The sequence below is a fragment of the Streptomyces sp. SCUT-3 genome (assembly GCF_014083985.1).
In the GTDB taxonomy this organism is placed as follows: Bacteria; Actinomycetota; Actinomycetes; order Streptomycetales; family Streptomycetaceae; genus Streptomyces_H; species Streptomyces_H thermolineatus.
On record NZ_CP046907.1, the window covers coordinates 3057958 to 3081005 of the forward strand.

Annotated in this window: 18 protein-coding genes, 1 tRNA gene and 7 pseudogenes; 17 read left to right on the forward strand and 9 right to left on the reverse strand. The window is 73.3% G+C overall.

Annotation, left to right across the window (positions count from 1 at the left end):
• The first annotated feature begins 55 nt into the window (after positions 1-55).
• Entirely contained in the window at positions 56-1120 is a 1065-nt protein-coding gene (locus tag GQS52_RS13475) for a tyrosine-type recombinase/integrase (RefSeq protein WP_259371114.1), read from the forward strand.
• Positions 1121-1217: 97 nt separating this feature from the next.
• Here GQS52_RS13475 and GQS52_RS13480 read toward each other — a convergent pair.
• Both GQS52_RS13480 and GQS52_RS13485 read right to left on the reverse strand, forming a co-directional pair.
• A tRNA-Pro gene (locus GQS52_RS13480) sits at positions 1218-1291 on the reverse strand.
• Between the two features lie 177 nt (positions 1292-1468).
• Positions 1469-2401, reverse strand: a complete 933-nt coding sequence (locus GQS52_RS13485; protein WP_182313691.1) for a metallophosphoesterase — start codon at positions 2399-2401, stop codon at positions 1469-1471.
• Between the two features lie 78 nt (positions 2402-2479).
• Between GQS52_RS13485 and GQS52_RS13490 the strand changes: the two genes are divergently transcribed.
• Positions 2480-2944 (forward strand): GatB/YqeY domain-containing protein, encoded by a 465-nt coding sequence (locus tag GQS52_RS13490; protein WP_182313692.1) that lies wholly within the window; start codon positions 2480-2482, stop codon positions 2942-2944.
• A gap of 220 nt (positions 2945-3164) precedes the next feature.
• Here the strand turns inward: GQS52_RS13490 and GQS52_RS13495 are convergent, their stop codons facing one another.
• Positions 3165-5528 (reverse strand): transglycosylase domain-containing protein, encoded by a 2364-nt coding sequence (locus GQS52_RS13495; RefSeq protein WP_182313693.1) that lies wholly within the window; start codon positions 5526-5528, stop codon positions 3165-3167.
• A gap of 385 nt (positions 5529-5913) precedes the next feature.
• Here GQS52_RS13495 and GQS52_RS13500 point away from each other — a divergent pair, with 385 nt between their 5' ends.
• Complete coding sequence (locus GQS52_RS13500; RefSeq protein WP_182313694.1) at positions 5914-6237, forward strand: WhiB family transcriptional regulator; 324 nt, start codon at positions 5914-5916, stop codon at positions 6235-6237.
• A gap of 130 nt (positions 6238-6367) precedes the next feature.
• Here GQS52_RS13500 and GQS52_RS13505 read toward each other — a convergent pair whose 3' ends face one another.
• The gene (locus GQS52_RS13505; protein WP_259371115.1) at positions 6368-7645 is read right to left on the reverse strand and encodes an ArsA family ATPase; all 1278 of its coding nucleotides are present in this window, start codon (positions 7643-7645) and stop codon (positions 6368-6370) included.
• Positions 7646-7773: 128 nt separating this feature from the next.
• Complete coding sequence (locus tag GQS52_RS13510) at positions 7774-8742, reverse strand: ArsA-related P-loop ATPase (RefSeq protein WP_182316426.1); 969 nt, start codon at positions 8740-8742, stop codon at positions 7774-7776.
• 262 nt (positions 8743-9004) lie between these two features.
• Between GQS52_RS13510 and GQS52_RS13515 the strand changes: the two genes are divergently transcribed.
• From GQS52_RS13515 to GQS52_RS13530, 4 genes and pseudogenes are all read left to right on the forward strand, one after another.
• Positions 9005-9166, forward strand: coding sequence for a DUF4177 domain-containing protein (locus GQS52_RS13515; RefSeq protein WP_003975360.1), 162 nt, complete (start codon positions 9005-9007; stop codon positions 9164-9166).
• Positions 9163-9627, forward strand: coding sequence for a RidA family protein (locus GQS52_RS13520; protein ID WP_182313696.1), 465 nt, complete (start codon positions 9163-9165; stop codon positions 9625-9627). The genes GQS52_RS13515 and GQS52_RS13520 overlap by 4 nt, the downstream gene beginning before the upstream one ends.
• A gap of 224 nt (positions 9628-9851) precedes the next feature.
• Positions 9852-10720, forward strand: a pseudogene (locus GQS52_RS13525) (NUDIX hydrolase).
• Positions 10717-11540: pseudogene (locus GQS52_RS13530) on the forward strand (MBL fold metallo-hydrolase). Before GQS52_RS13525 ends, GQS52_RS13530 begins: the two co-directional pseudogenes overlap by 4 nt.
• A 172-nt stretch (positions 11541-11712) precedes the next feature.
• Here GQS52_RS13530 and GQS52_RS13535 read toward each other — a convergent pair.
• Positions 11713-12379: pseudogene (locus tag GQS52_RS13535) on the reverse strand (Crp/Fnr family transcriptional regulator).
• Positions 12380-12841: 462 nt separating this feature from the next.
• Between GQS52_RS13535 and GQS52_RS13540 the strand changes: the two are divergent.
• From GQS52_RS13540 to GQS52_RS13550, 3 genes and pseudogenes are all read left to right on the forward strand, one after another.
• Positions 12842-14371, forward strand: coding sequence for an FtsX-like permease family protein (locus GQS52_RS13540; protein ID WP_182313697.1), 1530 nt, complete (start codon positions 12842-12844; stop codon positions 14369-14371).
• A pseudogene (locus GQS52_RS13545) lies at positions 14368-15329 on the forward strand (ABC transporter ATP-binding protein). The gene GQS52_RS13540 and the pseudogene GQS52_RS13545 overlap by 4 nt, the downstream one beginning before the upstream one ends.
• Before the next feature lie 981 nt (positions 15330-16310).
• Positions 16311-16505, forward strand: coding sequence for a hypothetical protein (locus GQS52_RS13550; protein ID WP_182313698.1), 195 nt, complete (start codon positions 16311-16313; stop codon positions 16503-16505).
• Positions 16506-17147: 642 nt separating this feature from the next.
• Here GQS52_RS13550 and GQS52_RS13555 read toward each other — a convergent pair.
• Positions 17148-17336 carry a DUF6000 family protein gene (locus GQS52_RS13555; protein WP_182313699.1) on the reverse strand — a complete coding sequence of 63 codons (189 nt, stop codon included), beginning with the start codon at positions 17334-17336 and terminating at the stop codon, positions 17148-17150.
• Between the two features lie 241 nt (positions 17337-17577).
• On the opposite strand from GQS52_RS13555, the gene GQS52_RS27790 reads away from it, so the two are divergent.
• The 6 genes and pseudogenes from GQS52_RS27790 to GQS52_RS27805 all read left to right on the forward strand — a co-directional run bounded on the left by GQS52_RS27790 (position 17578) and on the right by GQS52_RS27805 (position 20627).
• A complete protein-coding gene (locus GQS52_RS27790; protein WP_259370760.1) occupies positions 17578-18270 on the forward strand; it encodes a hypothetical protein in 693 nt (230 codons plus the stop codon).
• Positions 18271-18556: 286 nt separating this feature from the next.
• Positions 18557-18991 carry a hypothetical protein gene (locus GQS52_RS27795; protein ID WP_259370761.1) on the forward strand — a complete coding sequence of 145 codons (435 nt, stop codon included), beginning with the start codon at positions 18557-18559 and terminating at the stop codon, positions 18989-18991.
• Positions 18992-19196: 205 nt separating this feature from the next.
• Positions 19197-19412, forward strand: coding sequence for a hypothetical protein (locus tag GQS52_RS13565; protein ID WP_182311069.1), 216 nt, complete (start codon positions 19197-19199; stop codon positions 19410-19412).
• A 300-nt stretch (positions 19413-19712) separates the two neighbouring features.
• On the forward strand, positions 19713-19916 hold the full coding sequence (locus GQS52_RS13570; RefSeq protein ID WP_182313700.1) for a hypothetical protein: 204 nt from the start codon (positions 19713-19715) through the stop codon (positions 19914-19916).
• 304 nt (positions 19917-20220) lie between these two features.
• Positions 20221-20334 (forward strand): hypothetical protein, encoded by a 114-nt coding sequence (locus GQS52_RS28400; protein ID WP_346268274.1) that lies wholly within the window; start codon positions 20221-20223, stop codon positions 20332-20334.
• 68 nt (positions 20335-20402) lie between these two features.
• Positions 20403-20627: pseudogene (locus tag GQS52_RS27805) on the forward strand (helix-turn-helix transcriptional regulator).
• A 67-nt stretch (positions 20628-20694) separates the two neighbouring features.
• On the opposite strand, the gene GQS52_RS27810 reads toward GQS52_RS27805, so the two are convergent.
• Both GQS52_RS27810 and GQS52_RS27815 read right to left on the reverse strand, forming a co-directional pair.
• On the reverse strand, positions 20695-21171 hold the full coding sequence (locus GQS52_RS27810) for a CBS domain-containing protein (RefSeq protein WP_346268275.1): 477 nt from the start codon (positions 21169-21171) through the stop codon (positions 20695-20697).
• Between the two features lie 209 nt (positions 21172-21380).
• Positions 21381-21473, reverse strand: a pseudogene (locus GQS52_RS27815) (CBS domain-containing protein); the annotation flags it as partial.
• Between the two features lie 677 nt (positions 21474-22150).
• On the opposite strand from GQS52_RS27815, the pseudogene GQS52_RS13585 reads away from it, so the two are divergent.
• Positions 22151-22964 (forward strand): annotated as a pseudogene (locus GQS52_RS13585) (oxidoreductase); the annotation flags it as partial.
• Positions 22965-23048 lie beyond the last annotated feature (84 nt).

Below are 23048 nucleotides of genomic sequence, written 5' to 3' on the forward strand. Positions count from 1 at the left end.
GCGGCAACGGTAGATCGCCACGGCGAACCTCGGTTTCGATCCGAGTGGGAAGCGGATCGTCAAGCGGGGGAGTGGCAAGACCAAGACGGAGGCGAAGAACAAACTCAAGGAGGTGTTGCGGGACCACGAGGACGGCCTCGCGATCGCCCCCACCAACTACACGGTCAAGGATGCGGTGACGGACTGGCTCACGTACGGCCTGGTGGGCATCGACCCCAGCACGGCCAAGACCTGTGCGCTCCTGAGCCAGACGCACGTCATCCCATCCCTCGGCGCCCGTAAGCTCCGCGACCTGAGCGCCGAAGACGTCGACCGCTGGCTTGCCGCTAAGGCGCAGGCACTCAGCACGCGCACCCTCCAGGCGATCCACTCGTGCCTGAACCGCGCGGTCAAGCGGGCCATGGCCCGGGACAAGGTGAAGCGGAACGTCGTAGAGCTGTGCTCGGTGCCCCAGGGGCAAGCCGGGCGACCCTCCAAGGCGCTCACCTTCGCCCAGGCTGAGGCCGTGCTCAAGGGCGCCGAGGGAACCTCGATGTACGCGTACATCGTCGTCGCACTGCTGACCGGTGCCCGCACCGAGGAGCTGCGGGCGCTCACCTGGGACCACGTCTTCCTCAAGGGCAAGCCGGACGCCGACCCGCCGCAGCCTCCGCACATCGCGGTGTGGCGATCGGTCCGCCGGGGTGGGGACACCAAGACCCGGAAGTCCCGGCGCACGCTCGCTCTGCCGGCGCGCTGCGTCGAAGCCCTCTGGCAGCAGTTCGAGGATCAGGGGTGGGACCGGCTCGCCGCCGGCGACAAGTGGGAGGAACACGGGCTCGTCTTCTCCTCGGCCGTGGGCAAGCCGCTCGACGCGGCCAACGTCCGTCGTGCCTTCCGCCAGGCGCTCAAGGGCATCGACGGGATCAACGCCGATGAGTGGACTCCGAGGGAGCTGCGGCACAGCTTCGTGTCTCTGCTGTCCGACCGGGGCGTTCCACTGGAGGAGATCTCCCGGCTCGTTGGGCACTCCGGGACGGCCGTGACCGAGGAGGTCTACCGGAAGCAGATCCGGCCCGTGATCCAGACCGGCGCCGTGGTCATGGACGGCATCTTCGGCACGCAGGAACGGCGGCCGTAGTCACGCGGAAAGCGGTAGTCACGCAGATAGACACGCAGGCAGAAACAGGTAGGGCAGGCACTGAATTCAGTACCTGCCCTACCTGGTGTTTCGGCTGTCGGGGTGGCGGGATTTGAACCCACGACCTCTTCGTCCCGAACGAAGCGCGCTGCCAAGCTGCGCTACACCCCGGTGTCGCCGTACTGCTCCGGGTTTCCCCCGGCGACTGGACCTACTCTAGCGGACGCATCCCCCGGAGACGAAATCCGATTCCGGGAGCGGGCCCGCCCCCCCGAAGGGCAGGTCGCGGGCCCTCCGGCCCTGGGAACCTGTCCCCCGGGGCCCGCTCCCGGTACCGGGGCCGTTCTCTCACGCCTCCCGGGGCACCAGGGTCAGCAGGGTGGCCTCCGGGGGGCAGGCGAAGCGCACGGGGGTGAAGCGGTTGGTGCCGCAGCCGGCGGAGACGTGCAGGTAGGACTCGTGGCCTCCGGCGTGGTGGGTGGACAGTCCCTTGACCCGGTCGGTGTCCAGGTCGCAGTTGGTCACCAGGGCGCCGTAGAAGGGGATGCACAGCTGGCCGCCGTGGGTGTGCCCGGCGAGGATCAGCGGGTACCGGTCGGCGGTGAAGGCGTTCAGCACCCGCAGGTAGGGGGCGTGGACGACGGCCAGGGCGAGGTCCGCGTCCTCCTCGGGGCCGCCGGCCACCTCGTCGTAGCGGTCGCGCTTGATGTGCGGGTCGTCCAGGCCGGTGAGGGCGATCTCGGTGCCGTCGTCGAGCTTGAGCCGGCCGCGGGTGTTGCTCAGGCCGACCCAGCCGGCGGCGTCGAAGCCGTCCCGGACGTCCTCCCACGGGTTGCGGGGCACGTTGCGGGCCGGCTCGTTGCCGTTGGCGCCGTGCCGTCCGGTGAACCGTTCCACCAGGTACCGGCCCGGGTTGCGCAGCCGGGGGGCGTAGTAGTCGTTGGAGCCGAAGACGTAGGTGCCGGGGAACTCCATGAGGGGGCCGAGGGCGTCCAGGAGCTCGGGCACCGCCTCCGGGTCGGAGAGGTTGTCGCCGGTGTTGACCACGAAGTCGGGGCGCAGCGCGGCCAGGCTCTGCAGCCACCGCCGCTTCTTGTTCTGCCCGGAGACCAGGTGGATGTCCGAGACCTGCAGCACGCGCAGCGGCCGCATGCCCTTCGGCAGGACCGGCACCTCCACACGCCGCAGCCGGAAGGACCGGACCTCGTAGCCCGCCGCGTACGCCACGCACGCGGCGCCTACTGCGGTGATTCCCAGGGGTACTCCGAAACGCGCTCGCATGCGCCCCATCGTCGCAGACGCCCCGCCGGGGCCAAATCCGCGCGCGTGCCGGGGCCGGGGCCTGGCAGACTCGGTGCCATGACCACGCTCAAGAAGCGGCTCCAGGACGACCTGACCGCTGCCATCAAGGCGCGCGACGAGCTGCGCTCCTCGACGCTCCGGCTCACCCTGTCCGCCGTCACCAACGAGGAGGTCGCGGGCAAGACCGCCCGCGAGCTGTCCGACGACGAGGTGCAGAAGGTGATCGCCCGCGAGGCCAAGAAGCGGCGGGAGGCCGCGGAGGCGTTCGCGCAGGGCGGCCGGCCCGAGCAGGCGGAGCGCGAGCGCGCGGAGGGCGAGGTGCTCGCCGATTACCTGCCGAAGCAGCTGGACGACGCGGAGCTGGCGGAGATCGTCCGGCAGGCCGTGGCGGAGGCCGCCGCCGCGGGGGCCGAGGGGCCGCGGGCGATGGGCGCGGTGATGAAGGTCGTGAACCCGAAGGTGGCCGGGCGCGCCGAGGGCGGCCGGGTGGCGGCCGAGGTGAAGCGGCAGCTGGCCGGCTGACGGCCCGCTGGCGACCTGCTGGCAGCCTGCTGACGGGCTCGTACTGCCGCCGGGCCCGGAGCCGCCGGACGCCGGGGCGGCGGGACGCGGGGCCCGCCGGCCGCGGGGCGGCCGCTCGTGCGACCACCGTCCGCGCGGCGGGCGCCGTGGTGCATGTGTGAGGACGTGAGGAGGGGCGCCCCGAACGGGGCGCCCCTCCTCACGTCCTCATGCTCTCCGGCTAGCCGTTTCCGGGGCCGGTGAACCCGCCGATGCCGCTGATGTCGCCGACGTCACCCGTGGTGCCTGTGGTGCCCGTGGTGCCGGTGGTGGTGCTGTCGGTGCCTTGGGCGGTGGCGCCGTTGGCGCCGTTGCCGCCGCCGTTGTCGTTGCCGCCGAGGAAGTCGGGCGGGAGGGAGATCTCGGGCCAGGAGAAACCGGGACGGTCCGACGTGTCGTCGTTACCGTCCCTTTCGCCTTTTCCCCTGTCGTCCCGCCCCTTGTCCTTGTCCGCGGGCTTGGCCGGTTCGGCGATCGACACGATGTTGAAGCTCTGGGCGGGTGTCCCGGCCAGGGCGCCGGACATGGCGTCGCGCCAGATGGGTCCGGGCACACCGCCTCCGAAGACCTTCTGGTGGTAGACGCCGCCGATGGAGATGTCGGTCATCTCGACGTCGCCGGTCGGGCCGCCGACCCAGACGGCGCCGGACATGTTCGGGGTGTAGCCGACGAACCAGGCGGCCTTGCGGCCGTCGGTGGTGCCGGTCTTGCCCGCGCTCTGCCGGTCGCCCAGGCCGGCCTTGGTGCCGGTGCCGTCCTCGACGACGCCGTTGAGCATGGTGTTGATGCTGTCGGCGGTCTTCTCCGACATCACCCGGTTGCAGGAGGACTTCGGCACGTCGAGCTTTTTGCCGTCGGCCGTGGTGATCCCCTCGATCGCCACCGGGGTGCAGTAGGTGCCGCGGGAGGCGAACGTTGCGTAGGCGGACGCCATGTTGAGCGGGGACATCTGGCCGATGCCGAGGACCATGGACGGGTACTGCTTGATGTGGCTGCCGTCGGCCTGCTTGAGGCCCATCTTCTTCGCCAGGGTGGCGGTGGGGCACAGCCCCATGTCCTTGGAGAGCTGGACGAAGTAGGTGTTGACCGACAGCTTCAGCGCCTTGGACATGGCGAAGGCGCCGATCTCCTTGTCGTTCTCGTTCTCGGGCTTCCAGCCGTCGGTGGGGGCCGTGCCCCCGCAGGTGGTGAAGGTCTGGCCGCTCATGTCGACGAACGGCTTGCCGGCGGCGTTCAGGGTGCTGCTGGTGGTGTAGGTCTTGGCGGTGCTGACGCCCCGCTCCAGGGCTGCGGCCGCGATGATCGGCTTGAACGTCGAGCCGACCTGGAAGCCGTAGTTGGAGCCGCCCATGGCGTGGTCCACGGACAGGTTGATCTGGAGTTCGTTCTCGCCGAACCCGTAGGGGCGGGACTGGCCCATGCCCAGGATCTTGCCGGTGCCGGGCTCGACGATGGTCACGGCGGTGGCGACCTTGTCGTCCTTGTAGACGTGCTTGGCGATCGACGCCTGGACCGACTTCTGCGCCTTGGGGCTCAGCGTGGTGCGGACGGTCAGACCGCCCTCGTTCCAGCGCTTCCGGCGCTCCTCCGGGGTCTTGCCGAAGGTCTTGTCGTTGTAGAAGACGTTGCGCACGTAGTCGCAGAAGAAGCCGGCGCCGTCGACGGCGGTGATGCAGCCGTTCTTGGGCTTGCTGACCTTCAGGTTCAGTTCGGCCTTCTTGGCCTTGTCGGCCTCGGCCTGGGTGATGTCGCCGACGTCCGCCATGCGCTGCAGGACGAGGGCGCGGCGCTTGACGGCCTCCTTCGGGGCGGTGGTCGGGTCGAAGCGGCTGGGGGACTGGACGAGGCCGGCGAGCATCGCGGCCTCGGGCAGGGTGAGGTCCTTGGCGGACTTGCTGAAGTACCGCCTGGACGCGGCCTCGACGCCGTACGCCTGCTGGCCGAAGAAGGTGATGTTCAGGTAGTTCTCGAGGATCTTGTCCTTGCCCAGCTCCTCCTCGATCTGGATCGCGTACTTGATCTCCTGGATCTTGCGGCCCGCGGTCTGCTGGGTCGCCCGGGCCACGGCGTCCGCGTCGTTGCCGGCCTGCTCGACGAAGACGTTCTTCACGTACTGCTGGGTCAGGGTGGAGGCACCCTCGGCGACGCCGCCCTCCTGGGCGTTCTTGTTCAGCGCGCGCAGGATGCCCTTGAGGTCGATCGCGCCGTGCTTGTAGAAGCGGGCGTCCTCGATGGCCACGATGGCCTGCCGGATGTACGGGGACATCTCCTTCAGGGGCACCACCGTGCGGTCGCGGTAGTAGACGGTGGCGATGAGCCCGCCCTCGGAGTCGAGGATCTTCGACGCCTGACTGAGCGGGGGGCTCTTGAGTTCGCCGGGGAGCTCCTCGAAGCTCTCCATGCTGCCCTTGGCGGCCAGACCCATCGAGCCGACCGCCGGAAGAGCGATGCCGGCCGTCACGACCCCCGCCAGCACGCTGACTCCGAGGAACTTCGCGGCGGCCTGTGTGACAGAGGCTCCGCCGCCCGAGCGCTTGAAAGCCATGGGGGGAAGCCTACGTTGCGATTCCCGGGACGTGCGCCCCCTTGTTCGCCTAACCTGGACGGGACGAGCACGGGAGGGCCGGTTCGTCCACCCTCCTTCGTCACTCTTGTGGGTGATGAGAGCTGACCGAATTCCTGTCATATGCCAGGGGATACGGATCACCGAATGTGCACAGAGGGCGGAATGCCCCTTGTGTCCCGAATGCCCTCAGGTCACTCCGGTGGGTGATCTGCCGTATACACATAGTCCGTTCGGGCCATTCGAGATTGGGCCCGAAGGGGCTGTTGCGCCGTGTCTCACTTCCGTAACGTCCTCAACTGGCAGCGGTGAATATGCCGCCTGCCGCCGTGGGGGAGCCTCGATTCGGGAGAGGACGGCGCCAGTCATGAACTGGGTTACCGACTGGAGTGCGCAGGCAGCCTGCCGCACCAGCGATCCGGACGAACTGTTCGTCCAGGGTGCGGCGCAGAACCGCGCCAAGGCAGTGTGCACGGGATGCCCGGTGCGCACCGAGTGCCTGGCGGACGCACTGGACAACCGCGTCGAGTTCGGCGTGTGGGGCGGCATGACGGAGCGGGAGCGCCGCGCGCTGCTGCGCCGGCGCCCCACCGTCACCTCGTGGCGGCGCCTGCTGGAGACCGCGCGCACCGAGTACGAGCGGGGCACCGGCGGGCTGATCGGCGACGAGGAGTACGCCGAGGCCGGGTGACGGACCCGGCCCGGCAGGCGCCGCCCCGGTCTCCGGACCGGCAGGCGCCGGCCCGGCCGACTTCGGCCCCGCGAGTGCTGCCCCGAGGTTTACGGCGGCGCGTGCCCCGGCACGCGCCGCCGGCACGCCGTCAGACGCCGCCCAGCCGCGCTCCGACGGTCCGCAGGCCGTCCAGGTCGTGGACGTCGCCGGGCAGTGCGGCCACCTCCACGACGGGCACCTCCGGGTGCACGGCGACGAAGCGGTCGCGGGTGCGGCGCTCGCGCGCCATCACCTGCATGCGCTCGGCGTGCAGGCGCAGCATCCCGGCGGCGAGGAGCTCCGGGGAACGGGCGGGGGAGCCGGAGACGCCGGCCTGCCTTCCCCCACCGGCACTCCCGCCCGGCAGGCCCGCGACGCCGTCCGTCTCCTGGCCCCCCGCGTCCGGGTCCCCCGCAGCCTCCGGGCCCGGGCCTTCCGCGCCGGGGTCCTCCGCCCCGAACGGCTCCTCGAGCGCCTCGGCCGCGGCCAGCGCGCGTTCCGCGGAGAGCTGGGGCGCCCCGGTGCCGTGTACCCGGTTGAGCACCAGGCCGGCCAGCGGCATCTCGTCGGCGGCCAGCCGCTCCACGAAGTACGCCGCCTCGCGCAGCGCGTCCCGCTCGGGGGAGGCGACCACCAGGAACGCCGTGCCGGGTGCCTGGAGCAGCCGGTACGTGGCGTCCGCCCGCTTGCGGAAGCCGCCGAACATCGTGTCCATCGCCGCCACGAACGTCTGCACGTCGCCGAGCAGTTGGGTGCCCACGACCTTGTTCAGCACCCCGGTCACCATCGACATCCCGGCGTTCAGGAACTTCAGCGCACCCCGCCCGCCGACCTTGGCCGGCGCCATCAGGAGCTTGATGAACCTGCCGTCCAGGAAGGACCCGAGGCGCTTGGGCGCGTCCAGGAAGTCCAGGGCGGACCGGCTCGGCGGGGTGTCCACGACGATCAGGTCCCACTCCCCGCGCGCCCGCAGCTGGCCCAGCTTCTCCATGGCCATGTACTCCTGCGTGCCGGCGAAACCGGCCGACAGGGCCTGGTAGAAGGGGTTCTCCAGGATCGCCCGCGCCCGCGCGGCGTCGGTGTGGGCCAGCACGACCTCGTCGAAGGTCCGCTTCATGTCGAGCATCATGGCGCTCAGTTCGCCGCCCGCGGAGCCGTCGACGCCCTCCACCCGGCGGGGGGTGTTGTCCAGCTCGTTCAGGCCCATCGACTGGGCCAGCCGCCGCGCCGGGTCGATGGTCAGGACCACCACCCGGCGGCCGCGCTCGGCCGCCCGTACGCCCAGGGCGGCGGCCGTGGTGGTCTTGCCCACGCCGCCCGACCCGCAGCACACCACGATCCGGGTGCCCGGGTCGTCCAGGAGCGCGTCGACCGCCAGCGGCACCACGTCCAGCGGCTCCCGGTCCTCCGCCGGCCGCCACGCCCCGGCGGGGTCCTGCCCGGCCGGTTCCCGCACCGCCGGTCCCGGACCGGCCGGTTCCCGCCCGGACACCGTCGGAGCACCGTCCCGCGCGTTCACGCCGCCCCCTGCTTCCGCAGCGACCCAGCCAGCCGGTACAGCCCGGCCAGGTCGATGCCCTCGCCCTGCATACCCAGCTCGTACCCCGGGAGCCCCAGCGCGGCGATCTCCGCCCGCTGCAGGTGCTCCAGGGCCACCCGCTCCGCGTGCTCGCGGGCCTCGGCCAGCAGCGGGTCGAACAGCCTCTCGGCCGACCCGCCGCGGCGGGTCCCGCCCAGCCCGGCGGCGGACAGCGCCCGCACCACCTCGGCGCGCCGCCCGTCCTCCGCGGCCGCCACCGCGTCCGCGTCCAGCAGGGCGGGGCGGACCATGTTGACCACCACTCCGCCCACCGGCAGCTGCGCGGCCCTCAGCTCGGCCACCCCGTCGACGGTCTCCTGCACCGGCATCTCCTCGAGCAGGGTGACCAGGTGCACCGCCGTCTCCGGCGACTTCAGCACCCGCATCACCGCCTGCGCCTGGTTGTGCACCGGGCCGATCCGGGCCAGCCCGGCGACCTCGTCGTTGACGTTGAGGAACCGGGTGATCCGCCCGGTCGGCGGTGCGTCCATCACCACCGCGTCGTACACCCTGCGGCCGTCGGGCCCCTTGCGCCGCACCGCCTCGCACGCCTTGCCGGTCAGCAGGACGTCCCGCAGGCCGGGGGCGACGGTCGTGGCGAAGTCCACCGCGCCCATCTTCTTGAGCGCCTTCCCCGCGCGGCCCAGCTTGTAGAACATCTCCAGGTAGTCCAGGAGGGCCAGCTCGGGGTCGATGGCCAGGGCGAACACCTCCCCGCCCCCGGGCCCGGCCGCGATCCTGCGCTCCTCGTAGGGCAGCGCCTCGGTCTCGAAGAGCTGGGCGATGCCCTGGCGCCCCTCGACCTCGACCAGCAGGGTGCGGCGGCCCTCGGACGCCAGGGCGAGCGCGAGCGCGGCGGCGACCGTCGTCTTGCCGGTGCCGCCCTTGCCGCTCACGACGTGCAACCGGACGCCCTCCCAGTCGGGGGCGTCGTCACGGTCCCGGTCCTGCCGGTGCGGTGCGGACTGTCGATGGCTCACGTCTGGGAGCGTAACCACCCGGGCGCGGAACAGTCCGGGCAGGCGTCCGTGCGGGCGTCCCGGCGGGCGTCCGCGCGGGTGTCCCGGTGGGCGTCCGGACGGGCTTTCGGACGGTGCGGCGACCGCGGTCCCGGCCGCGGCCGGGGAGTGCGCGGCGCGGCACGCCCCAGCCGTTACAGTCACAGGCATGACCAAGTGGGAATACGCGACGGTGCCGCTTCTCGTGCACGCGACCAAGCAGATCCTGGACACCTGGGGCGAGGACGGCTGGGAGCTCGTCCAGGTCGTCCCGGGCCCGAACAACCCCGAGCAGCTGGTGGCCTACCTCAAGCGGGAGAAGCAGGCATGAGCGCGGTCGAGGACAAGCTCTCCTCCCTCGGCCTGACCCTGCCCGAGGTCGTCCCGCCGCTCGCCGCCTACGCCCCCGCCGTGCAGTCCGGCCCCTACGTCTTCACCGCCGGCCAGCTGCCCATGGTGGACGGCAAGCTGCGCTCCACCGGGAAGGTCGGGGCCGAGGTCACCGCGGAGGAGGCCAAGGAGCTGGCCCGCGTCTGCGCGCTGAACGCCCTGGCCGCGGTGAAGTCCGTCGCGGGCGACCTCGACCGGGTCAAGCGGGTCGTCAAGGTCGTCGGCTTCGTCGCCTCCGCCGCCGACTTCACCGGCCAGCCGGGGGTCCTCAACGGGGCCAGCGAACTGCTCGGCGAGGTCCTGGGCGAGGCGGGCGTCCACGCCCGCAGCGCGGTCGGCGTCGCGGTCCTGCCGCTCGACGCCCCCGTCGAGGTCGAGATCCAGGTCGAACTGGCCGACTGAGCGGCCCCCGACGGCGGGTGGCCCGCGCTCGCGCCGGCCCCCCGTCGTCCGGGCGCGCCGCCCGCAGTCCGGGCCGCCCCCCGCCGTCCGGGCGCGCCGCCCGCCCCGTCCCGCCCCGTCCCGCCCTTTCCGGGACCGGTCCTGGCCCGCCCTCCCGTGGCCGCCCCGCACCCCGCCCTCCGGCCCCTCTCGAACATCCGGGCGGCACCCCGTAGCATCCGGCCATGTCCACCACGAACGGCCAGTGGTTCCCTCCCTCCTGGCCCGCCCGGATCCGCGCGCTGGCGAGCGGCGAGCTCAGCCCCGTCGTGCCCCGCCGCGCCGCCACCGTCATGCTGCTGCGCGACACCCTTGACGGCCCCGCCGTCCACATGCTGCGCCGCCGGACCTCCATGGCCTTCGCGGCCGGCGCCTACGCCTACCCCGGGGGCGGTGTCGACCCGCGCGACGAGCGGGAGCTGGGCTGGGCCGGCCCGGCCCCGGCCGTGTGGGCGGAGCGGCTGGGCGCGGAGGAGTCCGTCGCCCGCGCCATCGTGTGCGCGGCGGTGCGCGAGACCTTCGAGGAGTCGGGCGTGCTGCTGGCCGGCCCCGACGAACGCACGGTGGTCGCCGACACCACCGGTGCCGACTGGGAGCGGGACCGCGCCGCGCTGGTCTCCCGCGAGCTGTCCTTCGCCGACTTCCTCGTCGCCCGGGGCCTGGTGCTGCGCAGCGACTGCTGGGCGCCTGGACCCGCTGGATCACCCCGGAGTTCGAGGAGCGGCGCTACGACACGTGGTTCTTCGTCGCGGGGCTGCCCGCCGGGCAGCGGACCAGGGACGTGTCCACCGAGGCCGACCGCACCGAGTGGGTGCTCCCGCGGGACGCGGCGGCCCGCTACGACACCGGCGAGCTGACGATGATGCCGCCGACCATCAGCACGCTGCGGCAGCTGCTGCCGTACGGCTCGGCGGCGGAGGCGCTGGACGCCGCCGGGGGGCGCGACATGACACCGGTGCTCGCCACCGCCAGGCTGGAGGGTGAGCACGTCGTCCTGGAATGGCCGGGGCACGAGGAGTTCACCCGGCACGTGACGAAGGGCAGCACGCCATGACCGCGGCGGCACTCCCCGGCGACCCCCGGTCCTCGATCGGCGGCGCGGGGACCGCGCGCGCGTTCTGCGTGCTCGCCCCCAACCCCTCGCCGATGACCCTCGACGGCACCAACACCTGGATCGTCGCCGAGCCGGATTCCGACCTCGCGGTGGTGATCGACCCGGGGCCGCTGCACGAGGGGCACCTGGCCGCCGTCGTCGCGGCCGCGGAGCGGATGGGCAAGCGGGTCGCGCTCACCCTGACCCACGGGCACCACGACCACGCCGAGGGCGCGGCGCGCTTCGCCGAGCTGACCGGCTCGAGGGTGCGGGCCCTGGACCCCGCGCTGCGGCTGGGCGACGAAGGACTCGCGGCCGGCGACGTGGTCACCACCGGGGGTCTGGAGCTGAGGGTCGTGGGGACTCCGGGCCACACCTCGGACTCGCTCTCCTTCCACCTGCCCGCCGACGGCGCGGTCCTGACCGGCGACACCGTCCTGGGCCGGGGCACCACGATGGTCGCCCACCCCGACGGGCGGCTGGGCGACTACCTGGACTCGCTGCGGCGCCTGCAGCGCCTGACCCGCGAGCGTGGGGTCGACACGGTGCTGCCCGGCCACGGGCCCGTCCTGCAGGACGCGCGGGGTGCCGTGGAGTACTACCTGGCGCACCGTGCGAGCCGGCTCGCGCAGGTGGAGACGGCGGTCGAGCTGGGGCACCGGACCCCGGCCGAGGTCGTGTCCCACGTCTACGCGGACGTGGACCGCGCGCTGTGGCCGCGGCGGAGCTGTCCGTCCGCGCGCAGCAGCTGGAGTACCTCACGGAGCACGGCCTCATCTGACCCGGGCGCGCAGCCCGGGGGGCCCGCCGTCCGGGGACCGGCTGCCAGGGGTGCGCCTTCCCTCGCGGGCGGCGGGCCGGGGAAGAGCCGGAGGGACCCGCCGTCGGCGGGGCCCTCCAGGGGGTCTGCTGCGGGTCTGCGGGGCGCCCGGGTTCGCGGGGCGCCCGGCGGGTCAGCGGGAACGCTTGGCCAGGCGCTCCACGTCCAGCAGGATCACCGCGCGGGCCTCCAGGCGAGCCAGCCGCGGCCGGCGAAGTCGGCCAGGGCCTTGTTCACGGTCTCGCGGGAGGCGCCGACCAGCTGGGCGAGCTCCTCTGGGTGAGGTCGTGGACGACGTGGATGCCCTCCTCGGACTGCACGCCGAAGCGGCGGGAGAGGTCCAGCAGGGCCTTGGCGACCCGGCGGGCACGTCGGAGAAGACCAGGTCCGACATGACGTCGTTGGTCCGGCGCAGGCGGCGGGCGACCGCGCGCAGCAGGGCGGAGGCGACCCGGGGCGGGCGTTCAGCCAGGGCTGCAGGTCGCCGTGGCCCAGGCCGAGGAGCTTGGACTCGGTCAGCGCGGTGGCGGTGGCGGTGCGCGGGCCCGGGTCGAACAGGCCAGCTCGCCGATCATCTCGCCGGGCCCAGGACGGCGAGCATGTTCTCCCGGCCGTCGGGCGAGGTCCGGTGCAGTTTCACCTTTCCCTCGGTGACGACGTACAGCCGGTCACCGGGTCCCCCTCGTGGAACAGCGATCGCCACGCGCGAGCGTGACCTCCGTCATGGAGGCGCGCAGTTCAGCGGCCTGCTCGTCGTCGAGCGCCGCGAAGAGCGGTGCGCGCCGCAGAACGTCGTCCACGAGGTCTCTCCTTGTCGACATCACTGCACTGCTCGGCGGACAGACCGAACCGGAGCGCTACTGGCGGTTCGCGCCCGCAGTGCAGAACCTGACAGCGGCGGACGCCGAGGCACTGGTCGACCGGGTGGCCTCCCTGGAGGACGGACCGGGACTGGTACACCTGCGGGAGGCCGCCGGCCCGACGGCCCAGCTGCTCACCGGCCTGGAAGAGGTCGTCGGCGAGTACGCGCGGACCCGGGACGCGATCACACCCGTGGTCGCCGTCGGGGCCGTCGGGATCGCCGCGGTCGCCGCGATCGTCCTGATGATGAGCGGCGGCCTGGCCGCCGCCCGCCGGGACACCGAACTGGCCCTGCTACGGGCCCGGGGCGGCTCCCTGACCGGGATCGGCGGCCGGCTGCTGGCCGAGAGCGCGCTACCGGCACTCCCGGCCGCCGCCTGCGGCTGCTGGCGGTACTCGCCGTGGACGAGGCCCGGCTGCTGCCCTCCGCGCTCACCACGAGCGCCGTGGCCCTGCTCGCCTGCGCCGCCCTGCCGGTGCGCGCGATGGTGGCACACCGCAGACCACGCACGAACCCGGAGCGCGGCGACCTCACACACACCAGGCCCGGCGCACGCCGGACGGTCGTCGAACTGACCCTGCTCGCGCTGGCCGCGGGCTCGGTGGCGGCTCTGCGCCGCCGGGGCACCGAAGGCACCGCCGACCTGCTGGTCAGCGCCGCCCCGGTACTCATCGCACTGGTCGCCGCGCTGGTCCTCGTCCGGCTGTACCCGCTGCCCCTGCGCCGGGCCGCCGGCCCGGCCGGACGGCTGCGCGGAGCGGTGGGATTCCTGGCCCTGGCCCGGGCGGGCCGCTCACCGGCGGCCGCCACCACGCTGCCGCTGCTCGCCCTGCTGACGGCCCTGACCACGGCCGCGTTCGGCGGATCGGTGCTGAACGCAGTGGCCGACACCCGGGACCGGGCCGCGCTGCTGCACACCGGCGCGGACGCACGGGTGGACACCCCCGACGGCGCGGCGCTCCCGGCGGGACTGGAACGAGCAGTGCGGGACGTGCCTGGCGCACAGGACGTGGCAACCGTGGGCATCTCGCACGCCTCGGAACACGTGTCGCAGGACAAACAGTCGCTGGCCGTGGTCGCCGTCGAACCGGACGCCTACGCGGCACTGGCCCGCCGCACCGGCCTCGGGGGCTTCACCGCCGACCGGCTGGCGACCGGGGACGGAGTGCTCGGCGCCGTCGCCTCCCCCGAGGTCGCCGAGCGCCTCGGGCACGCACCGCACCGGATCGACACGAACGGCGGACCCGTCACCGTGCGGATCACCGCCGTGCGACCGCACACACCGGCGGTCCCGGAGGGGGACTTCCTGCTGGTCGACGCGGCCGGCCTGCCCCGCCCCGGCAGTGCCACGTCCCTGCTGGCAGCCGGCCCGGACCTCGACGGGGCCGCACTGCGAACGGCGGTGCGCGACACGGGAACCCGACTGTCGGTCACCCTGCGCAGCGAGGAACGCGCGGCGCTGTCCGACTCGCCGCTGCAGTCCGGCGCCGAACGGATCTACCTGTGGGCCGTCGCCGCGAGCACCGGCTACGCCCTGCTGTCCCTGGTGCTCGGCATGGCGCTGACCGCACCGGAACGCGCGGCCCTGCTCGCCCGCCTGCGCACCCTGGGCATGACGAACCGCCAGGGGCGGCAGCTGCTGGCCCTGGAAACGCTGCCCCTGGCGCTGCTCGCGGCCGGCGGGGGCATGGCCGTGGGCTGGGCGGCGGTCCGGCTGCTCGCCCCCGGCATCGACCTGGACCGCCTCGCCCTTGCCGACACGTACGGGGCCACGGTGCCGGCCGGTGCCGTGCTGCGGGCCGACGTGTGGTCGCTGGCCCTGCCCGCGGCGGCCACGCTGCTACTGGCGGGATCGGTGGCCGTAGCACAGGCCTGGTGGGCAGGGCGCCGCACACCGACCACCCACCTCAGAGCAGGAGACTTGCGATGAGCGCTACGACACGGTCGCTCGCGGAGCTGGAGCAGCGGGCGGCACACCACCGCGACCGGCCCGCCTACGGGCACGACGCCTGATCGCCTGCGACCGGCTGGTACGGATCTTCAGCCAGCGCGGCGGGGGACGCCGTGGAGGTACAGGCCCTGCAGGGACTCGACCTGCTGGTGCGCCAGGGCGAGCTGATGGCCCTGGTCGGGGCCCGGCAGCGGCAAGTCGACCCTGATGAACATCCTGGCCGGCCTGGACGTGCCGACCGCCGGAACCGCGCGGATCGCCGGCCGCGACCTGCTGGCGATGGACGCGAAGGCACGCCTGCGCTACCGCCGCGAAGTGGTCGGTTTCGTGTGGCAGCAGACGGCCCGCAACCTGCTGCCGTACATGACGGCGGCGCAGAACGTCGTCCTGCCGATGCAGCTGGCCGGGGTCCGCGCCGGCAACGGGCGGGACGCGCACAGGAGTTGCTGTCGCTGCTCGGGGTCGCCGACTGCCGGGACCGGCGACCGCAGCAGATGTCGGGCGGCCAGCAGCAGCGGGTGGCGATCGCCGTCGCCCTGGCCAACGACCCGGCCGTCCTGCTCGCCGACGAGCCGACGGGCGAACTGGACTCGGCGACCGGACAGCAGGTCTTCGCGGCGTTCCGCCGGGCCAACGAGGAACTGGGCACGACGATCGTGGTCGTCACGCACGACCAGGCCGTCGCCGACGAGGTCCGCCGCACAGTGGCGATCCGCGACGGCCGCACGGCCACGGAGGTGCTGCGCCGCACCGAGGTCGACGCGACGGGTCAGGAGTCCCTGGTGGCCGCGAGTACGCGATGCTCGACCGGGCCGGCCGGCTGCAGCTGCCGTCCGACTACACGACGGCCCTGGACATGCGGGACCGGGTACTGCTGGAACTGGAGGAGGACCACATCCAGGTCCGGCCGGACGACAACCGGAGCCAGAACGGCTGAAACCCGGGACGAAAGCGGCCGCAAAGGCGCGGCGGCACCCGCCCGGCCGCCCGGCCGGGAACAGCCCTACCACCACCGCCGGACCACCCGTGCCGCGCCGCTCGCAGAACCCGCCACCGCCCCCGGCACCGACATCCGTCAGACGGCGTTCACGGCGCGACCCGCCACCACTGAGCCCGAAGCCCACGAGCCCGCTCTGCACGTCCGTTCCGCCGGGGATCCGGGCGCGGGCGGCGCCACCGGCGAAGGCGAGCACGGTCAGCAGGAACGTCCGGGCGCGCTCGGCCGGACCTTCCCGCAGCAGGCGGTTGGCGGCGGCCGCGGCCTGCAGTTCCACCGCCGGGACCCGACTGGAGGCCTGGGCCGAACGCCTGGACCACCGCCAGCGCCACGGCGACACCCCCGGCGTGCCCCGGCCCTCGCCCACGGAACCGCCCTGCACAGCGGTGAGGAACCGCCCGGCAGAACGCAGCAGCCGGAGCAGGAGACGAACGCGACTGCGGCGCGAAGCGCTGGACGGCCGCCGTGCCGAAGGGCTGTGCCGGGCAAGGTGGCCGCTGCGTCGAAGCAGGTCCTCGCCATGCTGGCCTGCGGCACCGAGGCCAAGCTCGCCGCATTCGATCCGACCGACGGCAGGGCCCGCTGGACCGTGCCCCTCGACGCCCGGCGGGGTGTCGACGCGCGCGGGAACGTGGCCTTCACCTCCACCGAGCCGATCGTGCTGCGCGTCGACGAGGTGAGTGCCTTCCTCGCCTTCGGCCCCGACGGCCGCCCCCGGGGACGGATCGAGTCCACCGGCGCCCACGGCTCGATCGGCGGGAACGTGGCCGTCTCCGACGGCGGCTGTTCGCCCTCACCGACGGCGGCAGCTGGGGGCTGCTCGTCGCCTTCGACCCGGCGACCGGCGGCGAGCCGTGGCGCACCGACCTCGGCGGCGCCCGCTTCAACGCCGGCGGACTGCACGCGGAGGGCGGCCGGGTCATGGCCGTGCTCACCTCCGACAAGTACGGCGACAACCTGTACGTGTACGACGCCGTCACGGGTGATGAGGAGGAGGACCGCGCCTTCCGCGAGCGCATCGGAGGTGCCTGGGACCTGTTCCCGTACAAGGACTTCGTCATCGGCGTCCGTACCGGTGGGAGCGTGCGGCCCTTCTCCGCGTACAAGCGCTGGTGACGGCCGCCATCCACTCACATGTCGCCAACGGCATCAAACAGCCACCGGCCAGCGCGCCTCCCGAAGTCGTGAACATTCGCTGTCCGTTCTCGTGAACAAAGCCGCTGTGCGCGGTTCACGGGGTCGGGCCGAAGACCGTCGACCACCTCGCCCCTGGCCGGCCGGTCCGGCGTCGCGGTGGGGTGCACGGGCGGGTGTTCGCCCGCGGGGCCGGCGTCGAGGTGACGGGCTACGCGCAGCCGCGCAAGGTGCACGGGCAGGCCGCGGACCACCTCGGGCACGACCGGGGCGGACTGGAGCACGCGGTGTGGCGTCACATGTCGGGACGGCGCCGGGGAAGCCCCGGGCTTCCTCGGCACAGGCGCTGGGGTTTCCGCGGAACGCTCGACGAGGGAACCGTCCGCCGCCGTGTCCTTGTCATCGCCCGGGGCCAGCAGGTCCCGAAGACGGCCCTGCGACCTCGTCCTGTGGGCCACCGCCACCGCCCTCTACTTCCTCCTGCGCACCGCAGCCGCTACCTGCGCCGCACATGGCCCGGAAGCCGGCGACCGGCCCGCCGCGGTCGACCGCGGCGGGCCGGTCGCCGGCTTCCGGGCAAGGCCCCGCGGGTCACGGCCGGCGCCGGTGGCCGCGGCGGCGTCCCTACCGGGGGATCGGCGCGTACCGGTCCACCAAGGCACACAGCTCGTCGACGCGTCGGTCCGCGGGTTCGGCCGGCCAGGGCTGGGCGTCGGCCCACTGCTGCCACAGCCCGCCGGGGGAGAGGAAACCGGCCGCATGGCCGGTGCCCGAGCGGTTGTCGATGTGCGCCGGCGCTGCGCGACAGCGCACGACGCGAACACGAGGCCACCACCGACACATGCATCGGCGAAATCGCCCACGACCTCTCTTGGCCGGCCGCCCGAGACTTCCCGGACGGCCGACCCGGCAGAGCGGCACGTTCCACAACACGGCCCAGACCACCAGGAGGCAGCCGGGCGCACCATGACAGGGTCACCGGCGATATTTCACGCGACCCGCGCGCAGCCCGCGCCCTACGATCCCCGGTACGGCCGGAGGAGCGGGGGCGGGGATGCGTGAGGACCGCAGGGGCGGGACAGCGGCGGCGGCGCGCCTGGCGGAAGGTGCGCCGCTGCGGGACGCGCTGGTCGTCGCCGACCCCGGTGACTGGCTTGCGCTGGACGCGGGAGCGCGGGAAGTGGCCTGGTACCGGGTGCAACCTGCCGGAGTGGGAACACACCGCCCGCTGCCCGCCGACCTGACACAACTGGGCGAGTCCCGGCTCGCCCTCGCCTGTGCCACCGGGGACGGGCGGATCCGCGAGGAAGCGGTGCGCAGGGCGGCGCAGCACCCCGCCCTGCTGCCGCTGATCGTGATCCGCTGCGCCGACTGGGCCGAACCCGTGCGCGAGCACGCCCAAAAGCTGCTGCGCCAGGTCCTGGACGCGCACACCGCCGTCGATCTCGCGCCGCTGATCCTGCGCGTCGGCCGCCGCGACCGGGGCACCTTCGGTGTCGAGCTGCTCGGAAAGGTCCTGAGCCGGGCACCTCACGGGGGGCTCACCGCTCTCTTCGCCCACCCCGACCGCCTCGTGAGGCGGTTCGGATACCGGCTGGCCCGTCGAGCACCAGCTCCTCCGCCCGCCGAGCTGGCCCGTGCGGCCGCCCGGGACGAGGACGGTGGTCCAGGACCTGTGCGCCACCGCGGCCTCACATCCCTGCAGGACGAGGACAGCACCTACGACGAAGTGCTACGCCCCTGCTGACCGCACGCAGCCCGCGCACGCGTTCGGCCGGCGTCACCGCGCTGCGGCGGGCGGGACGACCGAAGCAGGCGGAGCCGTTCCTCGCCGACCGCTCCGCACTGGTACGCGCCTGCGCCCGCTACGTGGTACGACAACACGGAGACGACCCGGCGCCCTGGTACTGGCAGCGGTGCGCGACACCCGATGACCCCGGGCTGCCGCCGGTACGGTCATCGGGCTGGCCGAGTGCGGAAACCGCGCGGACGCCGGTCTGCTGCGGCCGCTGCTCGCACACCCGGCAGCCGGAGTGCGAGCGCAGGCGGTGGCCGGGCTGCGAGCACTGGACCTCGCAGACGCAGAACGGCTGTGGCCGCTGCTCGACGACCCGACCACGGTCGTCCGCGAGACAACCGTCGCCCTGCTGCCGTCGACGAAACAACTGCCCATCGGCCGGCTGCTGGAGCGCACCGGGGCCGAGTACCCGCGGCATGTCCGGGTTGCCGCGTTCCGGCTCCTCGACGCACACGGCGGGGTCGTGGCGCTGCGAGCGGCGGTCGGGCTGCTGGAGGACTCGGACGTGAAGCTGCGCACCTGGGCCAGGCAGTCCGTGCAGCGCTGGCATCCGTCGGCGCAGGTGCGGTGCGGGGACGCGGAGGTGGGCGAGCTGCTCGACCGCGGCCGGCACCTGTTCAGCGATCACGCGCTGCGGCGACGCAAACGGGAAGCCGGGCTGGACGGCTGACCCACCCGGAAATTCCCCACCACCGGAACCACCGTGCCGTGGACGTCTCCAGGGCGCGCACGGCCGCATCGACGACCTCGACCTGATGCAGGCGAGGAGAGGAAGGCGCAATCACGGCCGCTCAGTCTCCCACCGGCCACCACACAACCACGGCCGTCACCCCCACTATCCCGCCCCCGATCAAGACCGCACGGAGGACACGACCGTGAAAGAGCTCCTCGCCGACCTCCTGGAGCACCTCCTGCAGGGACTCCTCGGAATCCTGCTGATCACATGGTGGCTGGGCGGCCCCGCCGTCACCGCCATCGTCTGGGACCAGCAAGACCCGAAGGCGGCCTGGCAGTTCCTCGCCCTGTGGGCCACCGCCACCGCCCTCTACTTCCTCCTGCGCGCCGCAATCCGCCGCCTGCGCCGCTCCTAGCCCCACCCGTAACCAGCCGCGCACCCGGCCGCGCCGGACGATCGCCGCCCTGCTCGCCGGCGACATCGCTACGGGTGGCCCGGTCCCTTCCCAGGACAGCCGTGAGGGAGACTGTCGCCCCGCACGCCGTACAACCAGCCCGAGGAAGGAAGTACCCTTGCCCGTGGGCATCGTCGACGGCTGCCTCACCATTGCCGGGATGATCGTGGATGCTGCTTCGCCCGCCCCACGAAGGGACGGGGCTCCGGAGGGGCCACCTTCCGGAAGGGGCGCGCTGCAGGAAGAAATTGGAGGCAGGTCGTGGATTGGTCGGACGAGGAGTACTGCCTGTACGTCAACGCCAGTGAGGCGTCGTCGCTGTGGATGATCCTGGCGGACTACACCCGCAGCGAGGACGAGAAGGAGTGGACCGAGCACATCCCGGTCTTCCGCAGGCTGATCTCCCAGTGGTCCTCCCGGGGGTCCTCAAGCTCTTCCAAGGAGAGGAGTGGCCCGCCGACCTGAAGGGCCGGGAGATTCCACCGCCCGAGGTCGATTCCGTCCTGTCGGACCCGGACAACTGGCGTTACGAGGAAGCGCCGTCCCGGCTCACCTGCATCACGGTCGGGGACCGTGAGATAACCGAACTGCGAGAACCCGACGCATGAGCCGATGCCGACGCGACCATACGTGCGGAACCGAAACCGGTGCCGCAGAACCCGAACCTGCCGTAGAGGGGAAGCGGCCGGAGGGCCGGTGACACGGGAAAGACCGAAGCTCCCGGAGCGCCGGCTTCTACCGCCCGGCGCACGCCACGATCTACGACGCCATCACCGGTTTGGACGGCCGGGACGAGCCGGCCGACCCGATCACCGTGGCCGCCGAACTGGGCGCCGCGGCGACCTGGCCCGCCTCGACTGCCCCGCCTACCTCCACCAACTGATCGAGGCACCCCCCACCGCGGCCAACGCCGGCTACTACGGCCATCGTCGCCGACCGCGCGAAGCTGCGCTGCGCGTCGTGCTCGCGCGCCTGCGGGCCGAACGCGGTGGACCTTCGACGAACTCGCCGACCGCAGCGGGCTTGCCCGGCGCACTCTCATCGACCTCGAACACGGCCGCACCACGGCAGTGTCACCACCTGGCACACCCTCGCCCGCACCTTCGACGTGCCCATCGAGCGCTTCCTGGGGCCCTGTGTGACGACCACACCCCGCCCGGCACGGCCACTTCCTGAACTCTCGCTCCGTCCCGGTGCGCACCACGCCGTGAATCACCCGATCGGGCAATCAGGTATGGAACAGTCATCCGCGTCTCCGCCGGCTGATCAACCCCGGTCTCACCCACACCAACAACGCCTGGCACCTCGGCACGACCACGGATGACCGGAGTGGCTGCCCGGCTTCCGGCCGGACAGCCATCACCAAGATTTTCATGAGTCTTCTAGCCCGTCCGGGTGGCGGCGAGGTGGGCATCCACGGCGACGACACCGTCGACGCCCTGGCAGAGGCCCACGACGACCGGGACGAGACGCGGTTCCGGGACGTGACCGCGCAGGGCGACGACCCCGTCCGGACATCGACTGCGACGGTGCCCTCGTCCAGGCCGAGGATGCGCCCCAGGACGTCCTGCTCGACCTCGTTGCGGATCTCGACGTCGGGGCGGACGAAGGCGTCGAGCAGGTCGCTGCGGCTGACGATGCCGGTGAGGAGCCCGTCGTCGCCGACCACCGGCAGCTGCTTGACGTGCCGCTTGCGGAGTTCCCGCGCGGCCCGGGGGATCGTCCAGTCGGCGGGCGGTGAAGACGGGGCTGCTCAGCGCGCCCGCAGTCCGGGCCCGGGCCTTGCCCCAGGCGCGCTCGTCGCTCCCGTCCTGCCCCTGCGGATCGGGCATGCCGGTCTCGTGCCGCAGCACGTCGGACGCGGACACCGACGCCGACGGGGGCGCCGTCGTCGTCGACGACCGGAGCCGCGACGATGTCGTTCGCGTCCAGCAACGCGGCGACCTCCTGGAACGGTGTGTCGGGGCGGAGGGTGACGACCTCCTCGGTCATCACGTCACCGACCGTGCGACGGTGCAGCATGGCATCGGCCTCTTCCGCTTTGCGACGGGGCGGCCGCAGCCGGACCGCCCGGGCGGACAACGTGCGGCACGCCGGCCTCCGCGGCCTGCCCTGCTCGTCCACGCCGTCGCCCTACCCATGACAGCACCGCGCCGCTCCGGCGACCAGTAATGTTCGGCCTGGCGGAGGGTCGGCCGTCCCACGGCCAGGAGCACGGCCGAGCGCACGGCAGGTCCTGGCGACGCCGGGCGCTCGGCCCCTGCGCTTGTCGACGGGGATGATCAGGTCACCCCTGACCACTCACTCAGCATCGTTGACGCTGCTGGCTTCGGCCGCGAATACGCGACACCTCAAATACGACCTCACCAGCCCCGAGGCCGGGCTCGGCCCCAGTGCGTTGACGCACGACGCAGAGGACGGCACCTCAACGCCGCGTCCTCCCACGGTCCGGTCGAGGGCGAGCGGTGCCTGTACCACCGGCCGGCCCGTCGATGACTGTCCGCCGTGCCGTTCCGGCCGGCCCGCCCCCGTCCCTGCTGCGGAGCGGACGGCGGATCCGGCGGCCGAGGCCGCAGCCCGGGTGGCCCAGGAGCAGATCAAAGCCGCGCTACGCGGCAAGGCCCTGGACCGCCGCCGCGGCCCTGCGCCGTGCACCGCGCGAGCGGGCCGCCGCGAGAGGCCGACGAGCGGTCGTTCCCATGAGTACGACTGCCGACCCGCTCGCCGCGCTGGGCTCCCTCCCCGGCGTCGCCGAGTCCGTGGAGACCGTGCGCCAAGCCGTGGACCGGTCTACGGGCACCGCGTGATGCGCCGCCGCAGCAACGAGATCACCGCCGAGGCGGCACTGCGCGGAGCGCGCGCGTCGGCAGCCCTGCAGGGGCCGACTGGGCCCTGGAGGAGGTGCGCCGGCGCACCGACTTCAGCGGCGACCCCGAGGCCGGCGTCGTCGGAGCCGCGCTGCGGCTGTCCGCCGAGGCCGGCCAGCTCCTGGGCACCTGGCGGCAGTCCCCGCTGCAGGTCCTGGCCCGGCTGCACCTGGTCGCCGCCGGCGGATCCGCCCCCGACGACACCGTCGGCCGCCCGCGCCGCGCCGGCGAGCCGGTGGACGAACCGGCCGTCGCACTGCCCCTGCCCGCGGCCGACGAGATGTCCGCCCGCCTCGACGGCCTCGCCCGGCTGCTCCTGGCCGGCACCTCCGCCCCCGCCCTGGTCACCGCCGCCGTGGTCCACGGCGAACTCCTCGCACTGCGCCCCTTCGGCTCGTGCAACGGACTGGTCGCCCGGGCCGCCCAGCGGATCGTCCTCGTCGGCAGCGGCCTGGACCCCAAGTCGATCTGCCCCGCCGAGGTCGGCCACGCCGAACTCGGCGCCGACTCCTACCTGCGGGCACTGCAGGGGTACGCCACCGGGACGCCCGACGGGGTGGCGGCGTGGATCGCGCACTGCGCGGAGGCGGTCAAGCTGGGCGTGCGCGAGAGCACGGCGGTGTGCGAGGCGCTCCAGCGCGGCGCGCCTGACCGGCCTGCCGGGGCCGGCGGGCCGGGGCGTCCCGGCGCCGGGCCCGTGCGGCCGACCCGGACGGCCCCCCGGACCGGG

Bases quoted from the DNA above. Each gene is read 5' to 3' on its own strand.
- GQS52_RS13490 (WP_182313692.1), top strand. From the start codon at position 2,480: ATGACCACGCTCAAGAAGCGGCTCCAGGACGACCTGACCGCTGCCATC.
- GQS52_RS13515 (WP_003975360.1), top strand. From the start codon at position 9,005: ATGACCAAGTGGGAATACGCGACGGTGCCGCTTCTCGTGCACGCGACC.
- GQS52_RS13520 (WP_182313696.1), top strand. From the start codon at position 9,163: ATGAGCGCGGTCGAGGACAAGCTCTCCTCCCTCGGCCTGACCCTGCCC.
- GQS52_RS13495 (WP_182313693.1), bottom strand. From the start codon at position 5,528: ATGGCTTTCAAGCGCTCGGGCGGCGGAGCCTCTGTCACACAGGCCGCC.
- GQS52_RS27790 (WP_259370760.1), top strand. From the start codon at position 17,578: ATGCGTGAGGACCGCAGGGGCGGGACAGCGGCGGCGGCGCGCCTGGCG.
- GQS52_RS13485 (WP_182313691.1), bottom strand. From the start codon at position 2,401: ATGCGAGCGCGTTTCGGAGTACCCCTGGGAATCACCGCAGTAGGCGCC.
- GQS52_RS13500 (WP_182313694.1), top strand. From the start codon at position 5,914: ATGAACTGGGTTACCGACTGGAGTGCGCAGGCAGCCTGCCGCACCAGC.
- GQS52_RS13550 (WP_182313698.1), top strand. From the start codon at position 16,311: ATGGCCGTGCTCACCTCCGACAAGTACGGCGACAACCTGTACGTGTAC.